The organism is Steroidobacteraceae bacterium (genome assembly GCA_041395505.1).
Taxonomy (GTDB): domain Bacteria; phylum Pseudomonadota; class Gammaproteobacteria; order Steroidobacterales; family Steroidobacteraceae; genus JAWLAG01.
Genome location: JAWLAG010000002.1, coordinates 104,998 through 120,892 on the forward strand (window position 1 = coordinate 104,998; position 15,895 = coordinate 120,892).

The following is a 15,895-nucleotide window of genomic DNA, read 5'->3' on the forward strand; positions in this document are numbered from 1 at the left end:
TGTTCACGCCGGTGCCGTTGCGGCAGCTTCATCTCCCGGCACGGACCAGCGCGCAATGTGTGCATGCAACGCCTGCAGACCGTCCGTCAGTGCCGCCGGCCCTGGCTGCAGGATGATCGACGACTTGATCTCGAAGACGGCAGCGTCGCGCACCGCGGGAATCGCACCCCAACCCTCGCGCGCCATCACTGTGCGCGGACTGAATTTCTTGCCGCACCAGGAACCGAAGATGATGTCGGGCTGGCGCCGCACGACTTCGTCGGGATCGGCGATGATGCGATCCCGACCGAGCGGCTGCCTGGCGAGTTCGGCGAAGCAATCGTCGCCTCCGGCGATGCCGATCAGTTCCGACACCCAGCGGATGCAGGAGATCTGCGGGTTGTCCCATTCCTCGAAGTACACGCGTGGCCGGCGCCGCAGGCCCCCGGCCGCCACCCGCACGGCTTCGATGCCCTTGCAGAGTTGCCCGTGCAACACCTGGGCTGGCTGCTCGGCGCCGATCAGCCCGCCGACCTGCAGCACCATCTGCAGGATCTGCGCCACCGAGCGCTGGTTGAATACGTGCACTGCAATGCCCGCGCGCACCAGCTGCGCGGCGATGTCGGCCTGCAGGTCCGAGAAACCCAGCACGAGATCCGGCTGCAAGGCAAGGATGCGGTCGATCTTCGCCGATGTGAATGCCGAAACACGCGGCTTCTCGCGGCGAGCGCGCGGCGGACGGACGGTAAAGCCGGAAATGCCGACGATCCTATCCTCGGCGCCGAGCAGATACAGGGTTTCCGTCGTTTCCTCGGTCAGACAGACGATTCGTCGTGGATAATCGGCGGGCATGGGACCCAATCTAACCAAGCGCGCGACCACTGTCAGCCATGTCGGACCTTCGCGCACAGGTTCCCGGCCACTGGAGACCTGAGACGATGTGGGAGCGGGTATTCGGCTGGTTCGAGCGCTACCTGTTCGGTCCATCCTCGAGCGCTACCGGCATCGGCGCGCTGCTGCTGCGATTGCTTCGCTATCCGTTCGCGGTGCTGCGCGACCTGTCACGCGGCGAGGTCAACCTGCGGGCCATGGGCCTCGTCTACACGACGCTGCTCACCTTGATTCCTCTGGTGGCGTTTGCATTCGCGATCCTAAAGAGCTTCGGTGCGCATCGCGATCTCGAGCCCGTCATCTTCGAGTTCTTCCGGCCGGTGGGCGCCGCGGCCGGTGAAATAACGGCCCGCGTCATGCAGTTCGCGGACAACGTCAGCAGCGGAATCGTGGGCTCGGTGGGCCTTGCGCTGCTCGTGTGGACGTTGCTTGGCACGATCAAGAAAGTCGAGGACAGTTTCAACTTTCTGTGGCGGGTGGACCTGCCGCGCAGCTTTCCGCGGCGGGTCACCGAGTACCTCGCGCTCCTGATCATCGGGCCGGTGCTGCTGGTGGGATTCCTGGGACTGACGCACGCGGCCCTGGGTGCTCCGCAGCTGCGCCGCTTCGGCAACCTGGCAGTGATGGAAAAGGCCATCGAGATCGCCGTGGCGCTCGGACCCTACGCCATGGTGACCGCCGTATTTACCGGCATGTACATGTTCGTGCCGAACACGCGCGTTGCCTGGCGTCCGGCGCTCATCGGGGCCATGACGGCCGGCGTACTCTGGGCGGCGGTCGGCAAGCTGTTCACCGCGATGGTGCTCTACACCGCGCGCCTCACCCTCGTCTATGCGGGATTCGCCATCATCGTGGCGGCGTTGCTGTGGACTTATTTCGGCTGGCTGATCCTGCTGGTCGGAGCGCTGCTGTCGTTCTACCTGCAGAATCCGAGCTACCTGCGACTTGGGCTGATGCCGCTGCGCCTGTCGGCGAGCGAAATGGAGACGCTCGCCCTGCAGATCATGTACCTGGTAGGCGAGCGGCACGCCCATGGACAGCCGCTGCTGACCATGCAGAGCCTCTCCGACCGGCTAGCCGTTCCCGGCATCGGCGTCTCGCAGGTGGTTGCGGCGCTCGAGAAGGCCAATATGCTGCTCGTGACCGACGACGATGTACTGGTGCCGGCCCGGGATATCGATGCCATCACGCTCGAGGACATCCTCGAAGTCGCGCGCAATTGCATGAGCGGCCGTATTGGCGGCTTGCGCAGCCTGCAGCCGGTCGATCGGCTCGGTCTCGAACTCGGCGCCGCCCGTCGCGCGGCGCTGGCGCATCGTACGCTCGGAGACCTGATCGGGAACACCGACGAAGCGGCGCTCAGCGCCCCGCGATAGTCATGCTGTCGATGAGCACCGAGCCGCTGTGTATGGCACTGCGCCGATCGACATCGCTGCCCACGGCAACGATGCCGCGGAACATGTCGGCGAGATTGCCGGCGATGGTCACTTCGTGCACGGGGTAGGCGAGTACGCCGTTCTCTATCCAGAATCCTCCGGCACCGCGCGAATAATCGCCGGTGACGCCATTGACGCCCTGCCCCATCAACTCGGTGACCAGAAGGCCGCTGCCCATGCGGCGCAGCAGGCCCTCGAAGTCGGTTGCGCCATCGCTCGACTCGACGACCAGGTTGTGCACGCCGCCCGCGTTGCCGGTGGTGCGCATGCCGAGCCGGCGCGCCGAATAGCTGGACAGCACGTAGCTGCGCAGCTCGCCGGCGGCGATGAAGCTCTGCTCGCGAGTCGACACGCCATCGCCATCGAAGGCCGCGCTGCCCATCGCACCCGGCAAATGCGGCCGCTCGGTCAGGCTGATGAACTGCGGAAATACGCTGCGGCCAAGGGCGTCGAGCAGAAAACTGGCCCGCCGGTACTGGCTGCCGCCGCTGATGGCTCCAAGCAGCGCGCCGAACAAACCGCGTGAGAGTTCCGCCGCGAACAGCACCGGTGCACGCCGTGTATCGATCTGCCTAGCGCCGACCCTCGCGAGCGTGCGCTGTGCAGCCAACCGGCCCACTTCCGCCGGCGCGGTCAGATTGGCGGGATTGCGGTCGGTCGTGTACCAGTAGTCCCGTTGCATCGCATCGCCCTGGCCCGCCAGCAGCGAGCAACTGAGGCTGTGACTGCTGCTCGGATAGCCGCCGATGAAACCATGCGTATTGCCATACACGCGCACGCCATCGTGCGAGGTGACGGCCGCGCCCTCGGAATTGGCAATACCGGCCACCTCGCGCCCGGCGGACTCGCAGTCGCGCGCAAGCACAATGGCCTCATCGGGAGAGAGGTCCCAGTGGTGATAAAGCCGAAGGTCAGGAAGCTCGCGCGCCATTTCGACCGGATCGGCAAGACCTGCTGCGAAGTCCTCGCCGGTGTAGCGGGCCATGGTGCAGGCCTTGTCCACCATGTCGCGAACCGCCTGTGGCTTGAAATCCGCCGTACTGGCATTCGCCTTGCGCTGACCGAAGTACACCGTGATGCCGAGGGCGCGGTCACGCTGGTACTCGACGGTATCGACTTCGCCGAGACGAACGTTGACCGTAAAGCCATTCTGGAAGCTGGCATCCGCTTCCGCTGCGGAGGCACCGAGCCGCCGCGCCTCGCTGAGCGAGAGTGCGACCGCTTCGCCGAGTTCGGCCTGTTTGCGCGCCAGATCGTGCATCGGCCGATTTTAAAGTGTCTCGACGGGTTATGCACCGTAGCGCCAATGGCTAAGATAGGGTTTGTCCAGAGAGCGATGAAGGCATTGTTGCTTGCGATCACGCGCAGACCTCGACCATCCAGCCCCCGGCGATGAGCGACCCAGTCGCAGTGCAGCCAAACGCGCGGCACTCGATGCGCAGCGCATCGGCGTCGCGCTGATCGACCTCACCGCAACAGAGCTCGCGCAGCTCCCTTTGGGCGAGGAGCTGCGCGAGGCGGTCCTGGCGGCGCAGCAATTGCGCAGCCGCGGTGCGCTCGCGCGGCAACGGCAGCTGATCGGCCGCCTGATGCGCCAGGCGGATATCGAGGCGCTGCGCAGTGCCATCCTGCAGCGCGATGCCGAACGCGCCGGTGCCGCGCGCCAGGCGCACGAAGCCTATCGATGGCGACAGCGCCTGCTGGGTGGCGGCGACACGGCGCTCGCCGAGTTCGCGGCTATCTTCGGTGCATCCGCCAAAGCCGACCTCGCCCCGATCATCGCCGCGGCACGACATGGTCCGGTATCGCATCGCCGTGAGGCCGAACGCAGGCTCGAACGCGCACTTGGGCGTGCCATCGCGAGCCGTGCCGCCGGGACCCTGCGATGACGCATGCTAGAATGCGCTGATGGCCGCACTCGTTGGCATCATCATGGGCTCGCGTTCCGACTGGGAGACCATGCGCGCGGCGGCCGAAATGCTCGACAAGCTGGCCGTCGCTTACGAAGTGAAGGTCGTATCTGCGCACCGTACGCCGGACCTGCTGTTCAAATACGCGGAAACGGCTCGCGAACGCGGCCTCGAAGTCATCATAGCTGGCGCGGGCGGCGCTGCGCACTTGCCCGGCATGACCGCGGCGAAGACGACCTTGCCGGTGCTGGCAGTGCCCATCGCGTCGCGCGCATTGAACGGCATCGATTCGCTGCTGTCGATCGTGCAGATGCCGGCCGGCATTCCCGTTGCCACATTTGCGATCGGCAATGCCGGTGCAACCAATGCGGCGCTCGCAGCTGCCGCAATCCTCGCATTGCGACATGCCGATATCGACAAACGCCTGCGGCAGTGGCGCAGCGCGCAGACCGCACTGATCATGGCGGACCCCGATCCGCGACAGCCGCCGCCGACTGACGCATGAAGGTCGGGATCGTGGGCGGCGGCCAGCTCGCGCGCATGCTGGCCCTGGCAGCCCATCCACTGGGGGTCGGTACCATCGTGCAGGACCCCGATGCAACAGGTCCCGCCGCCCAGGTAACTCAGTCGCTGCGAGGCGCGTTCACGGATCGGGCCGCCTTGCGTCGACTGGGGTCGGCGAGCGCGGTGATCACCTTCGACTGGGAGAACATCGCGGTCGGCGCGCTGCGCCAGCTCGGACCCGGCCACCGCTTTGCGCCGCCACTGCGCGCGCTCGAGATCGGCCAGGACCGGTTGCGCGAGAAAAACCTGTTCCGTCGCCTCAAGGTACCGACCACGCATTGCCGCGCCGTGGCCGACGAACGAGGCCTGCGCGCCGCGGTTCGCGAGATCGGCCTCCCCGGCGTACTGAAGACCCGGCGCCTTGGCTATGACGGCAAGGGCCAGGTCGTGCTGCGCCGCGCGCAGGACATCGCAGCGGCATGGCAGCAGGTCGCTGGAGCGCCCTGCATCTACGAGGAACTGATCCACTACGAGTACGAAGTATCCGCGCTTGCCGTGCGCGGTCGCGACGGCCAGGTACTGTTCTACCCGCTCACGCTGAACTGGCACGAGCAGGGAATTCTGCGCTTGAGCCGCGCGCCGCTCACGAACGCTGCCTTGCAGCACGCTGCCGAGAGGCACGTTTCGGCGATCCTCGAGTCGCTCGATTACGTCGGCGTGATGGCGGTGGAATTCTTCGTCCGCGATGGCGGTCTGGTTGCCAATGAAATCGCCCCGCGCGTGCACAACTCCGGCCATTGGACCATCGAGGGAGCGGCGACCAGCCAGTTCGAGAATCATCTGCGCGCCATCTGCGCACTGCCGCTCGGCGCGACCACGACCCATCGCCATGTGGCCATGGTCAATCTGATCGGACGCATGCCTGCGCAGGCGCCGTTGCTTGCCATCGAGGACCTGCACTGGCACGACTACGGCAAGACCGCGCGACCCGGTCGCAAGCTCGGTCATTTGACAGTGTTGGCCGACAGCGCCCGAAAGCGCGACCGGCTGGCACGGAAGGTCCTGTCGCTCGTCATGCCGCGACCCCCCAGGTCGCTGCCGGGGCCGAAATTCACGTAATATCGAGCCAATGTACCTCGAATTCTTCAGGTTGAAGGAATTGCCGTTCCGGCTGAGCCCGGACCCGCAGTTCCTGTACCTCAGCAAGAATCACGCGCGCGCCAAGGCCTACATGGAGTCGACCATCTGGTTCACAGATGGCTTCGTGATCATCACCGGCGATATCGGCTCAGGCAAGACCACCCTGATCGAGACTTTTCTCAAGGAATTGTCGGCCGATATCGTCGTGGCACAAATCAACCAGACCCAGGTGTCGGCGTCGGAGTTTCTTCAATCGGTGCTGGTGCAGTTCGGCTTCAAGCCCTTCAAGATGAAAAAAGCCGAGCTGCTCGCGACACTCAACGATTTCCTGGTCGAGCAATATGCCTCGGGACGCAAAGTACTGCTCGTGATCGACGAGGCGCAGAACCTCTCGCCGAAGGTGCTCGAGGAAGTGCGGCTCCTGTCGGGCGTCGAGACCACCAAGGACAAGGTGCTGCGCATCGTCCTGGTCGGTCAGCCGGAGTTGAATGGCAAGCTCGATGCGCCGGAGCTCACCCAGCTCGTGCAGCGGGTACGATTGCGATTTCACCTGACGCCACTGAGTGCCGCCGATACCCACGACTACGTCGTACACCGGCTCGAAGTCGCGGGCGCCGAGGGGCGGCGCATATTCAGTGATGATAGCTACCCCACGATCTACCGCTATACCGGTGGCGTTCCGCGCCTCATCAACACGCTCTGCGACACCGCCATGATGTCGGCGTTTGCTGCGGAGCGAGCCGAGGTCACGCTGGCGGACATCGAGAGCGCGATTGCGGAATTGCGCTGGTCGCCCTGGGTTGCGCCGGCACCCCGGCCTGTCACCCACGATGAAACACAGACGCAAATCGGCGATGGACCACAGCAAGGCGGGGAAACCCAGGTCTTCATGCCACGACGCGCGGGTCCCGGCGCGGTGCTGGCGCGGTTGCAGCTGTCGACCGAAGGCGCGTTCGTGTCCGAATTGTCGCTCGGCGTCGGGCGCAAGATCGTCGGTCGCACGGCCGACAACGACCTGCAGATCGACAGCCGCTTCATCAGCCGCCATCACTGCCAGATCATCACCACCGAGACTGCATGCGTGATCGAGGACCTCAACAGCACCAACGGCATTTTCGTGAAGGAAAAACGGGTGCGGCGATGCAACCTCAACGACGGCGACGTTGTCACCATCGGTCGTCATGAACTGACTTATTTCGACGAGCGCCTGCCTCGCGAAAAGGATTTCAGCGATACCTATCCTGGCGAAGACGAATTCGCCGACCCGGACGCAAACGAGTCAACCTGACGCGCAGGTTCGCCGCTCAGAGTTGGTCGAATCCCTCGTAGCCACGCTGCGAGGAGCGATAATCGCGCCGGCGCAGCCAGATGGCGCTGCCGCAGACCAGTGCGGCCAATCCGGCGAAGACCAGCAAGCCGCTCAACCATGCGTTGGTCAACTGGAAGCCGGTAACCGCGAGCAGCGTCCCGCCCAGGGCATAAAGGTAGGGTAATGCCTCGTAGATTGATCGGGGCAGACGGAATTGCGGCGTACTCACACGGCCATTGTCGGCACGCGTGGCGGTTTTGGCAACTCCTGGCGCTCGCCAGTTGACTTATCGCTTGGCTCGCGAAGAAAAGAGCGCGAAGAGCCGATCGATGAGCGAGACCTGGAAACGATTGACCCGCAGATCCTCGTGCGGGCGCGGCAGAGTCGAACGGGCCACCTCGGCAAGGAGGTCCTGCGGCAGTTTGAGCTCGATCGTGTCAGCCTTGCTGTCTACGTGCATCGCCGTCTCCGGTAAACCTTGGGTCTCGAGGCGACAAAGGTAGTCGGCTGCGCGCAGGTGCGGCGTGCCGCGCTTCACAGGAAATGCGCCGGTGCGAGGCAAGATGGAAATTATGTCGCGGCGTCCCTCGCAACCTTGCTGGATTACGCGCATCCTGCGCCGCCGCTTGACAGAAAGTCTGACGCCAAATGGCGTCAGTCGGGCGCGGGATTATTGATCGCAATCGCGAGAAACGGAGGCTTCTCAACCCAGCGCCGACGTACCTCCGACGGTCAGCCCGTCGATGCGCAAGGTGGGTTGGCCTACGCCTACCGGCACGCTCTGGCCGTCCTTGCCACAGGTGCCGATGCCGCCGTCGAGTTGGAGGTCGTTTCCGACCATGGCGACACGGGTCAGCACTTCGGGGCCATTGCCGATGAGCGTGGCGCCGCGCACGGGCGCACCGATCCGCCCCTTGTCGATCAAATAGGCCTCGCTTGCGGAAAATACGAATCGACCGGAGGTGATATCGACCTGCCCGCCGCCAAAATTCACTGCATAGAGACCATGCTCGACCGAGGCGATGATTTCCTTCGGGTCGTGGCGGCCGGCGAGCATATAGGTATTGGTCATGCGTGGCAGGGTGAGCGAGGCGAACGACTCGCGCCGGCCGTTGCCCGTCGAGCGGGTGCCCATCAGGCGCGCATTCAGCCGGTCCTGCAGATAGCCCTTCAGCACGCCGTTCTCGATCAGGGTGGTGCACTGGCTGGGCGTGCCCTCGTCATCGACATTGAGCGAGCCGCGTCTTCCGGGCAGGGTACCGTCATCGACGACCGTGCATTCCGCGCTTGCAACCCGCTCGCCGATGCGCCCCGAGAACGCCGACGTCCCCTTGCGATTGAAATCACCCTCCAGGCCGTGGCCGATGGCCTCGTGCAACAGTATTCCGGGCCAGCCCGGTCCGAGCACCACGGTCATGGTTCCGGCAGGCGCCGGCACGGCATCGAGATTGACCAGCGCCTGGCGCGCAGCTTCCTGCGCCATGCCGACCAGGCGCTCGCCGCTCAGCAATTCGTTGTAATCGAAACGCCCGCCACCGCCGGCATAGCCGCTCTCGCGACGCCCGCCGGCTTCACCGATGACGGACACACTGCAACGGACCATGGGGCGAATATCGGCCGTCAGGGCGCCGTCGCTGGTCGCGATGAGCACGACTTCGTGCACGCTCACCAGGCTCGCCATGACCTGCACAATGCGCGGATCGACCGCGCGTGCAGCCTCGTCGATGCGATGCAGCCAACGCGCCTTGTCGGCGTCCTCCAGCGAATCGAGCGGGTCCGCTGGCCCATACAACGCACGCTGACCGTTCGTGCTGCGCACCGGCACGGCGGCGCTCGCGCCGCTTGCACCGATGCTGCGTGCTGCGCGCGAGGCCTCCAGGAGCGCCGGCAGATGCAGCTCGTCGGAATAGGCAAGGCCGCTGCGTTCGCCGCTCAGGGCGCGCACCCCGACGCCCTGCTCGATCGCCGCGCTGCCGGATTTGACCATACGGTCCTCGAGCGACCAGGACTCCGAGCGGCTCAGTTGAAAATAAATGTCGGCGGCATCGACCGAGCGAGCGCCGAGTTCCGCGAGCATGCGGTCGATGACGGACAGGTCGAGGCCAGTCGGCCGCAGTATGACCTCGCTCGCGATGGTGATGGGATCGTTCATGGGACGCTCGGTGTGAGCTTGGACTACAGCACGTGATGGCGCAATACCGGAAATCGCTCGCGCGCACGCTCCCGCGCGGACGCATCGAGCGTTGCGGTAACGATACCCTCACCCTGCGGTTGACTGGCCAGTACCCGTCCCCAGTAATCGACCACCATGCTGTGTCCGTAGGTCTCGCGGCCATTCTCATGGCGGCCGGTCTGCGCACTCGCGATGACATCGCACTGCGACTCGATCGCCCGCGCCCGCAACAGGACCTCCCAGTGTGCCGCACCCGTAGGGACGGTGAAAGCGGCGGGTACGATCAGCACCTCTGCGCGGGAGACGCTCAAGGCGCGAAACAACTCCGCGAAACGCAGGTCATAACATACCGTGAGACCCAGTGTCCCAATGGGCGTAGGAACGACGACGACGCGCCGCCCCGGGGCGATCGCCGCAGATTCGCGATGCGACTCGTCGCTGTCCGGTACGTCGACGTCGAACAGGTGGATCTTGTCATAGCGCGCGATGCAATGTCCGGCGGGGTCGAACACCAGCGATGCGGCGGCAACGCGTTCCTCATCCGGCAAGATCAGCGGCAGGGTACCAGCCACGATCCACAAGCCATGCCTCGAGGCGGCTTGCGCCATGGCCTCCTGCACTGGCCCGTCGCCTGGCGTCTCGGCAGCAGCGCGTCGTTCCGCAGATGAGCGCGCCATCAGCGCGAAATTCTCCGGCAGTACAGCGAGCCGCGCGCCGGCATCGGCCGCCCGCGCGAGCCAATGCGTGGCGCGAGCGATGTTGGCACCGACATCGACGCCCGAACACATCTGGATGGCCGCGACGATCATTCGCGCGACACTTGCCACTGGCTCGCGCCCGCGCCTTCGTCGATCACGAGATGCCAGGCGAGCGGGTGCTCGGGAGAGGTACGCAGCAGGCGCTTGATGCCTGCAAACGCGGCGGCGATGGTGGGCGCGGCCCGCAGCGGCGCCGGCGGCACCTCCGAGCTTGGCAGTGTCACGCCTTCGGCGCGGATCTGCCCGGTATGCTCATCCACGGTCGCCGCAAACTGAGCGTGTACGGCGGCAGCGGTCCATTGCATTTCGCCGAGCTCGAGTTGCCGATCGTGCCGCGCAATGCGCAGGCGCAGGGCGCTGAAATCCCGTAGCGCAGCCGCCAATTGGGCAGGCACCCGCGAGTCGTTGACGAGCAGTACGGGCAGGCGCAAAAGCGCCGGTAGCTCCGCCAGCGCCATCGAGGTCGCGCTGACGCGGCCATTTTGCAGGCTTGCCTGCCCTTCGAAACCAACCGGCATCGCGGTGAGCGGTTGCAATGGATTGTCCCAGGTCAAGTCTCCCGACAATTCGTACTGCGCAGCCGCAAGCACCGGCGGCAGGTTCCAGCTGCGCAATTGCGCCGCTAGATCATCGCCCGCGAGCTGCAGCCGGCCGCTGCAGGACGCCGATTCCGTGGCACATAGGCCTTCGATCCGTGCGCTGTTGCCACCGCTCGTAACGCGGAAATCCTTCACCCGCAGGCCACGTCGGTCGGCGCTCAGACTGGCAACCACGTGGCCCAGGGCGCGATCATCGACCCGGGCGTCGGCGATGTCGATCTCGAGTTGTCCATCGCGTTGCGCCCACTTCGCAAGCAGCGGCCCCAGCGTGGCAGCATCGGTCAGTCGCAGCGCCTGCAATTCGACACGCATGGCCCGTGCCCGACCTTGCGGCACGACGACGCGGCCCCGAAGGGCCGGGTTCGCAATAGTCCAGTGCAATGCGTCGCCTTCGGAATTGCCCTGCAGCAAACTGTTGCGGTAGTCATTGCCAAGGAAGCGCAGTTCTGCGACCGAAAGTCGCGCATCGAGCGGCAGTTTGCCGAGCCAGTCGTGCCCGGCGACCGCGAGCAGCTGCTGGTCGGCATCGAGGCGATCGAGGTGGCCGCTGAGCGAGAGCGCGCGCAATGGTGGCAATGCCACCTTGTCGGCGCCGAAGCGCACGGCGGCCCGCTCGAGCGCAAACCGCCCTTGTTCGTTGGCGTGGAAACGTAATTGCGCCGCTGCGCGATCGGCGACTGTTGCGCTCAATAGCCAGTCCGGTTCCGTCGTGCCACGCAGTCTCGGCATGGGAGCGAGCGTGGCGCGCCATTGCGCTGATCCGCGCAACGGTGCAGCGGCGGCGAGCCCCCAGTGGCGCGCAAGCATGGCAAGTTCCGTCGTGCCGCTCGCCTCGACCGCAACACTCTGTTGCGTCCCGACCTGCGCCGGAAGCAGGGTCATTTGCATCGGCCCGCCGAGCCAGCGACCGCGGACCCGGGAACGCTTGAGCCGGCCGTCCTCGACGAGGATATTGCCGGCGAGGTCTGCGAGCTCGGGCCAGTCGCGTGCCGTGCGAAGCTGCAAACGCGAAAACGTGATGCCCGCCCGCCAGCTTCCGAGTCCATCACCGTCAATGCTGTCTGCCCGCCAGTTGAGGTCGACCGGACCGGACAAGTCGAGACGCTGCAGTTGATCGGCAAGCGGCGCCATGGCGGGATTGGCGCCCGCGAAACCCGCCAGCCTACCTGCCTCGCCTCGCAGATTCGCTGTCACCGTCGCCTTGCGTTGCTCGCCCGCCGCGAACTTGAGTTGCAGGTCGCGTACCTCGAGCCCGCCGAATTCGCCCGCATCCGCCCGCAGCCGCAATGTATCCCGTTGCCAGTCGACGCGGCCCGACAGGCCCTGCACGGCGGGCCAGCCGCCACCGGCAGCGATGCGGACGTCGGCGAGTTGCAGGTTGATTCGCGGTTCGACGGTGATCTGCGCGCTGCCGCCGCCGCGCGCGACGTCCGCGGCGAGCTCGACGCGCGCCAGCTTGCCAGCCTCGATTCGGCCGGCGAGTCCGGCAAGCTCCTGCCACGCGCCGCTCACCGGCAGCCAGATCGGCAGCTGTCCGGCGTCAATCTGCGCGCCGGAACCGCGCAACGTAAGCGCCTGCAGCGAGCCATCGCGCCATCGGCCGCGCAACGTACCGGTCAGTTTGCTATCGCCCGTCTGTACCGACAACGCCTCCGTTGCAAATTCGATTTGCCTGCCGTCCTCACGCCAGCGCATTACTGCCTGCACGGCGATATCGCGATCGGACAGCTGCGGCAGATGCGCGCTATGCAGACGCCAGCCCGAGGAGCTCAAGTCGATTACGCCACCATTGGCATCGCCGGCGACCGATCCAGCAAGTCCCGACAGGCTGGCATCGTCGTCGAGACGTCGCAAAACGCCATCTTCGATACGCGCCGAATAGGCGAGGTCGCGGGCTCCGCGGACGACCCGTAGATCACGCAATTCACCGACCGCGCCCAGCTCATCGAGCGAGCGCAACCATTCGCCGCCGACCTGCCACAGGGCGGCAAGCTGCAAGGCAACCACCGGCAGAGTCGGCGCAGACAAAATGAATCCAGGTTCGCCAACTGTGCCCTGCAAAGACAGATTGGCGGCCGGCATCGCCAGGCCATCATGGGCGATCGCGAGATCCTCGATGCGCAGCCGGTAGCCGTCTTCCCCGCGTGAAAAATCGACATCGAAACTGAGATCGCCGAAGTGCCGTATTTCTTCGCCATCGGCGGCATCGGCCAGAACGACATCGCGCATCGCCACGCGGCCGTCGAGCTTGCGCACTTCGCTGCCGAGGACGGTGGCATCGGCGCCCACATCCATGGTCGCAGCAGTCGGCCAGTACGGGCGCATCGGCAGCCAGCCCGCGAGTTCGTGCACGGCGAGAGCACGACCCCGTATCCGAAGTTGACCCGACAGATCCGGACCCGTGTCGTCCCGGGCGAGGCGTATCACCACCGACAAGGAACGTCCGACACGATCGGGCAGCTGCACATAGGCGCTGAGTCGCGCCGAGGCGCTGTCACGCTGCAATGTGGCCACGGGAACGCGCAGGGCCATGCTGCCCGTACCGCGACCGGAGTCAACATAGACCGTCGCCGCTTCGAGATCCGTGCGGCCCTGCGGCAATCGCTGCAAGGCCGCGAACAGCCGCTGGAGGAAATTCACATCGACCGAGCGCGCGGTGTCCCGAGACCTGGCTGTCGGCGCCGCGATGCTGCGAGCTGTGCCAGTAAGGTCGATCTGCGGGCCCACCAGCGTGATGCGACCTGGCTGCAACCGGCCGCTGCTCAAAGTCTGCAGACCGTCGAACGTAAGTATCAGTCGTTGCGCGCGCAGCCAGTTGCCGGTGCCACCTGGACTGTAGAGTTCGACCTGCGTGAAGACCGCCTCGGGGCCGTGCCAGGCTATGCGGAATTGCAGGCTCGAGAAGCGCAGTTCCATGCCGACCTGGGCGCGCAGCAGCGCCTCGATCGTTGCGCGATGATGCGGCGTGCGGGCGAGCGCGAGCTGGTAGGCGATTGCGCAGGAGACCGCCAGCAGCAACAGCGCGAACGCGATCGCGGAGCCGCTGCCCGCCACCCGCCGCAACGGCCCGACCTGCCTGGCTGCCGACGATTGTGCTGCAGCTTCGACCATTGCACTCAAGAACCTTCACTCAAGGCGAGACGATTTCAAATTGCTCGGGCCCGAATCCGCTGCCGGTTTGCACCCGGACGGCACAACCCGTGGCGGCGGTCAACGCGGCAAGATTCCCGGAAAATGCGCCCTCGAGACCGTCCACCACCGGACCCGCGGCCAGTATGACCAGCTGCCTCGAAGCGGAATGCCGTGCCTGTCGCACAATCTCGCGAAAAACCTCGTGACAGACACTTTCCACGCTTCGCACAAAGCCGCGCCCCTGACAACTAGGACAGGATTCACAGAGTATTTGTTCCAGGCTTTCCCTGGTGCGCTTGCGGGTCATTTCCACCAGGCCCAGCACCGAAAAGCCGGTGACGAAACACTGCGCCCGGTCGTTGGCCAATTCGCCGCGCAATGCCTCGAGTACGGCGTCGCGATGCGCCTCGTCGGACATGTCGATGAAATCGATGACGATGATGCCGCCGATATTTCGCAGCCGCAGCTGGCGCGCAATGCTGGTCGCCGCCTCGAGATTGGTCCGAAAGATCGTCTCCTCGAGCGCGCTGCGGCCGACATAAGCGCCGGTGTTGACGTCGACCGTCGTCATCGCCTCGGTCTGGTCGATGATGGCATGACCGCCGGATGGCAGCTCGATGCGTCGCTGCATTGCGGCCGCAATTTGTGCCTCGATGCCATGCTCGTCGAAAAGCGTCTGGCCGCCGGCGTGGAGCTCGACCGACACCTGCGCCTGCGGCATCAACTGCGCCATGAAATCGATGAGATCGGATTGCGTTGCCGGGTCATCGACGCGAATCCTCGAAATCCCGCGGGAACACTCGTCGCGAACCACGCGCTTGGGCAGCGCGAGCTCACCATGCAGCAGCGCCGGCGCTTGCGACGCCTTATAACGCTCAGAAATCCGCTGCCAGCTACGCTGCAGCATGGCGATCTCGGCAGCAAGCGCCGTGTCGCTCACACCTTCGGCGGCCGTGCGCAGGATGTAACCGCCGCTCGCGGTCTCGCCGAGAAGGTTGCCGAGCTCTCCTTTCAGGCGATCGCGCTCAGCGTCTTCGCAGATGCGTGTCGACACACCGATGCCATGGGCAGAAGGCATGAACACCAGCAGCCGGGACGGCAGCGAGATCGCAGCCGTCAGTCGCGCGCCCTTGCTGCCGAGCGGATCCTTGACAACCTGGACCAGCAGCTCTGCGCCATCGGCCAGCAACCGGCGGATGTCCGGCGCAGGCGCATGGCCGTCTTCCTTCGCTACCGCAGTGCGCGGCCCGATATCGCTGGCATGCAGAAAGGCGGTACGCGCAAGACCGATGTCGACGAAGGCCGCCTGCATTCCGGGCAGAACCCGTGTCACCCTGCCCTTGTAGACATTGCCGACGTGGCCGCGATGACCGGGCCGCTCGATGTGCAGCTCCTCGAGAAAACCGTTCGCGACGATTGCCGCCCGGGTTTCACCGGCCGAGCAACTGATCAGGATTTCAAGACTCATCGGCACACCCGCACCAAAACGGCAGCCCGGCGGCGGCGAGAACCGCGGCCGTCTCGGCAAGGGGCAAGCCGACGACGTTCGAATAACTGCCGTGCAGCTCATCGATGAATACGGCCGCGAGGCCTTGCACCGCGTAGGCGCCTGCCTTGTCATAGGGTTCGCGCGAGTCCAGGTAACGCTCGAGGTCAGGTTCGCGGATCGGCGCGAACTTCACGGTGGTAACGGCAACGCGCTCGAAGCTAGCCGTCGCAGTTTGCAGGCAAACGGCCGTCAGCACCACGTGTTGCCGGCCACTCAGGCGGCGCAGCATGGCGAGAGCCTCTGCTCGGTCCACCGGTTTTCCGAGCAAGTCCTCGTCCACTGACACAACGGTGTCGGCCGCCAACACCGGCAGAGCGCGCGAGAGCGCGGGCTGCGCATGGATCGCGGTGCATTTGGCCCGCGCCAGGCGCGCAACATACGCACGCGCCGTCTCGCCGGTTCGACGTGACTCGTCGATAGCCGCCGCTACGGCATGATGCGGCACGCCGATCTGGGCAAGCAATTCGCGGCGACGCGGTGACGCGGAGGCAAGACAGATTACCGGTTCCATTGCG

The 15,895-nt window shown here is 65.5% G+C and carries 14 protein-coding genes; 5 read left to right on the forward strand and 9 right to left on the reverse strand.

The window, feature by feature from the left end; all coding sequences use genetic code 11:
* Nucleotides 1-3: 3 nt before the first annotated feature.
* A complete protein-coding gene (locus tag R3E77_13155; protein ID MEZ5500362.1) occupies nt 4-831 on the reverse strand; it encodes a cobalamin-binding protein in 828 nt (275 codons plus the stop codon).
* Nucleotides 832-917: 86 nt separating this feature from the next.
* Here R3E77_13155 and R3E77_13160 point away from each other — a divergent pair, with 86 nt between their 5' ends.
* Entirely contained in the window at nt 918-2,246 is a 1,329-nt protein-coding gene (locus R3E77_13160) for a YihY/virulence factor BrkB family protein (GenBank protein ID MEZ5500363.1), read from the forward strand.
* On the opposite strand, the gene pmbA is transcribed toward R3E77_13160, so the two are convergent.
* Complete coding sequence (gene pmbA / locus R3E77_13165) at nt 2,230-3,567, reverse strand: metalloprotease PmbA (GenBank protein ID MEZ5500364.1); 1,338 nt, start codon at nt 3,565-3,567, stop codon at nt 2,230-2,232. The two genes, R3E77_13160 and pmbA, sit on opposite strands and share 17 nt — an antisense overlap.
* A 91-nt stretch (nt 3,568-3,658) precedes the next feature.
* Between pmbA and yjgA the strand changes: the two genes are divergently transcribed.
* The 4 genes from yjgA to R3E77_13185 are packed head-to-tail and all read left to right on the forward strand — an operon-like array spanning nt 3,659 to nt 7,148.
* Nucleotides 3,659-4,195: a ribosome biogenesis factor YjgA gene (gene yjgA, locus R3E77_13170; GenBank protein MEZ5500365.1), complete on the forward strand. Its 537-nt coding sequence runs from the start codon at nt 3,659-3,661 to the stop codon at nt 4,193-4,195.
* Nucleotides 4,196-4,214: 19 nt separating this feature from the next.
* A complete protein-coding gene (gene purE / locus R3E77_13175; GenBank protein MEZ5500366.1) occupies nt 4,215-4,721 on the forward strand; it encodes a 5-(carboxyamino)imidazole ribonucleotide mutase in 507 nt (168 codons plus the stop codon).
* Nucleotides 4,718-5,839, forward strand: coding sequence for a 5-(carboxyamino)imidazole ribonucleotide synthase (locus R3E77_13180; protein MEZ5500367.1), 1,122 nt, complete (start codon nt 4,718-4,720; stop codon nt 5,837-5,839). Before purE ends, R3E77_13180 begins: the two co-directional genes overlap by 4 nt.
* Before the next feature lie 10 nt (nt 5,840-5,849).
* Nucleotides 5,850-7,148, forward strand: coding sequence for an AAA family ATPase (locus R3E77_13185; GenBank protein MEZ5500368.1), 1,299 nt, complete (start codon nt 5,850-5,852; stop codon nt 7,146-7,148).
* A 16-nt stretch (nt 7,149-7,164) separates the two neighbouring features.
* Here the strand turns inward: R3E77_13185 and R3E77_13190 are convergent, their stop codons facing one another.
* The 7 genes from R3E77_13190 to R3E77_13220 all read right to left on the reverse strand — a co-directional run bounded on the left by R3E77_13190 (nt 7,165) and on the right by R3E77_13220 (nt 15,891).
* A complete protein-coding gene (locus tag R3E77_13190; protein MEZ5500369.1) occupies nt 7,165-7,398 on the reverse strand; it encodes a hypothetical protein in 234 nt (77 codons plus the stop codon).
* 57 nt (nt 7,399-7,455) lie between these two features.
* A complete protein-coding gene (locus R3E77_13195; protein MEZ5500370.1) occupies nt 7,456-7,731 on the reverse strand; it encodes a hypothetical protein in 276 nt (91 codons plus the stop codon).
* A gap of 141 nt (nt 7,732-7,872) precedes the next feature.
* The gene (tldD, locus tag R3E77_13200) at nt 7,873-9,321 is read right to left on the reverse strand and encodes a metalloprotease TldD (protein MEZ5500371.1); all 1,449 of its coding nucleotides are present in this window, start codon (nt 9,319-9,321) and stop codon (nt 7,873-7,875) included.
* A 23-nt stretch (nt 9,322-9,344) separates the two neighbouring features.
* Nucleotides 9,345-10,169 carry a carbon-nitrogen hydrolase family protein gene (locus tag R3E77_13205; protein MEZ5500372.1) on the reverse strand — a complete coding sequence of 275 codons (825 nt, stop codon included), beginning with the start codon at nt 10,167-10,169 and terminating at the stop codon, nt 9,345-9,347.
* The gene (locus R3E77_13210; GenBank protein ID MEZ5500373.1) at nt 10,148-13,810 is read right to left on the reverse strand and encodes a DUF3971 domain-containing protein; all 3,663 of its coding nucleotides are present in this window, start codon (nt 13,808-13,810) and stop codon (nt 10,148-10,150) included. Before R3E77_13210 ends, R3E77_13205 begins: the two co-directional genes overlap by 22 nt.
* A 19-nt stretch (nt 13,811-13,829) precedes the next feature.
* Complete coding sequence (locus tag R3E77_13215) at nt 13,830-15,299, reverse strand: Rne/Rng family ribonuclease (GenBank protein MEZ5500374.1); 1,470 nt, start codon at nt 15,297-15,299, stop codon at nt 13,830-13,832.
* Nucleotides 15,289-15,891, reverse strand: coding sequence for a Maf family protein (locus tag R3E77_13220; GenBank protein ID MEZ5500375.1), 603 nt, complete (start codon nt 15,889-15,891; stop codon nt 15,289-15,291). Before R3E77_13220 ends, R3E77_13215 begins: the two co-directional genes overlap by 11 nt.
* Between the last annotated feature and the right edge of the window lie 4 nt (nt 15,892-15,895).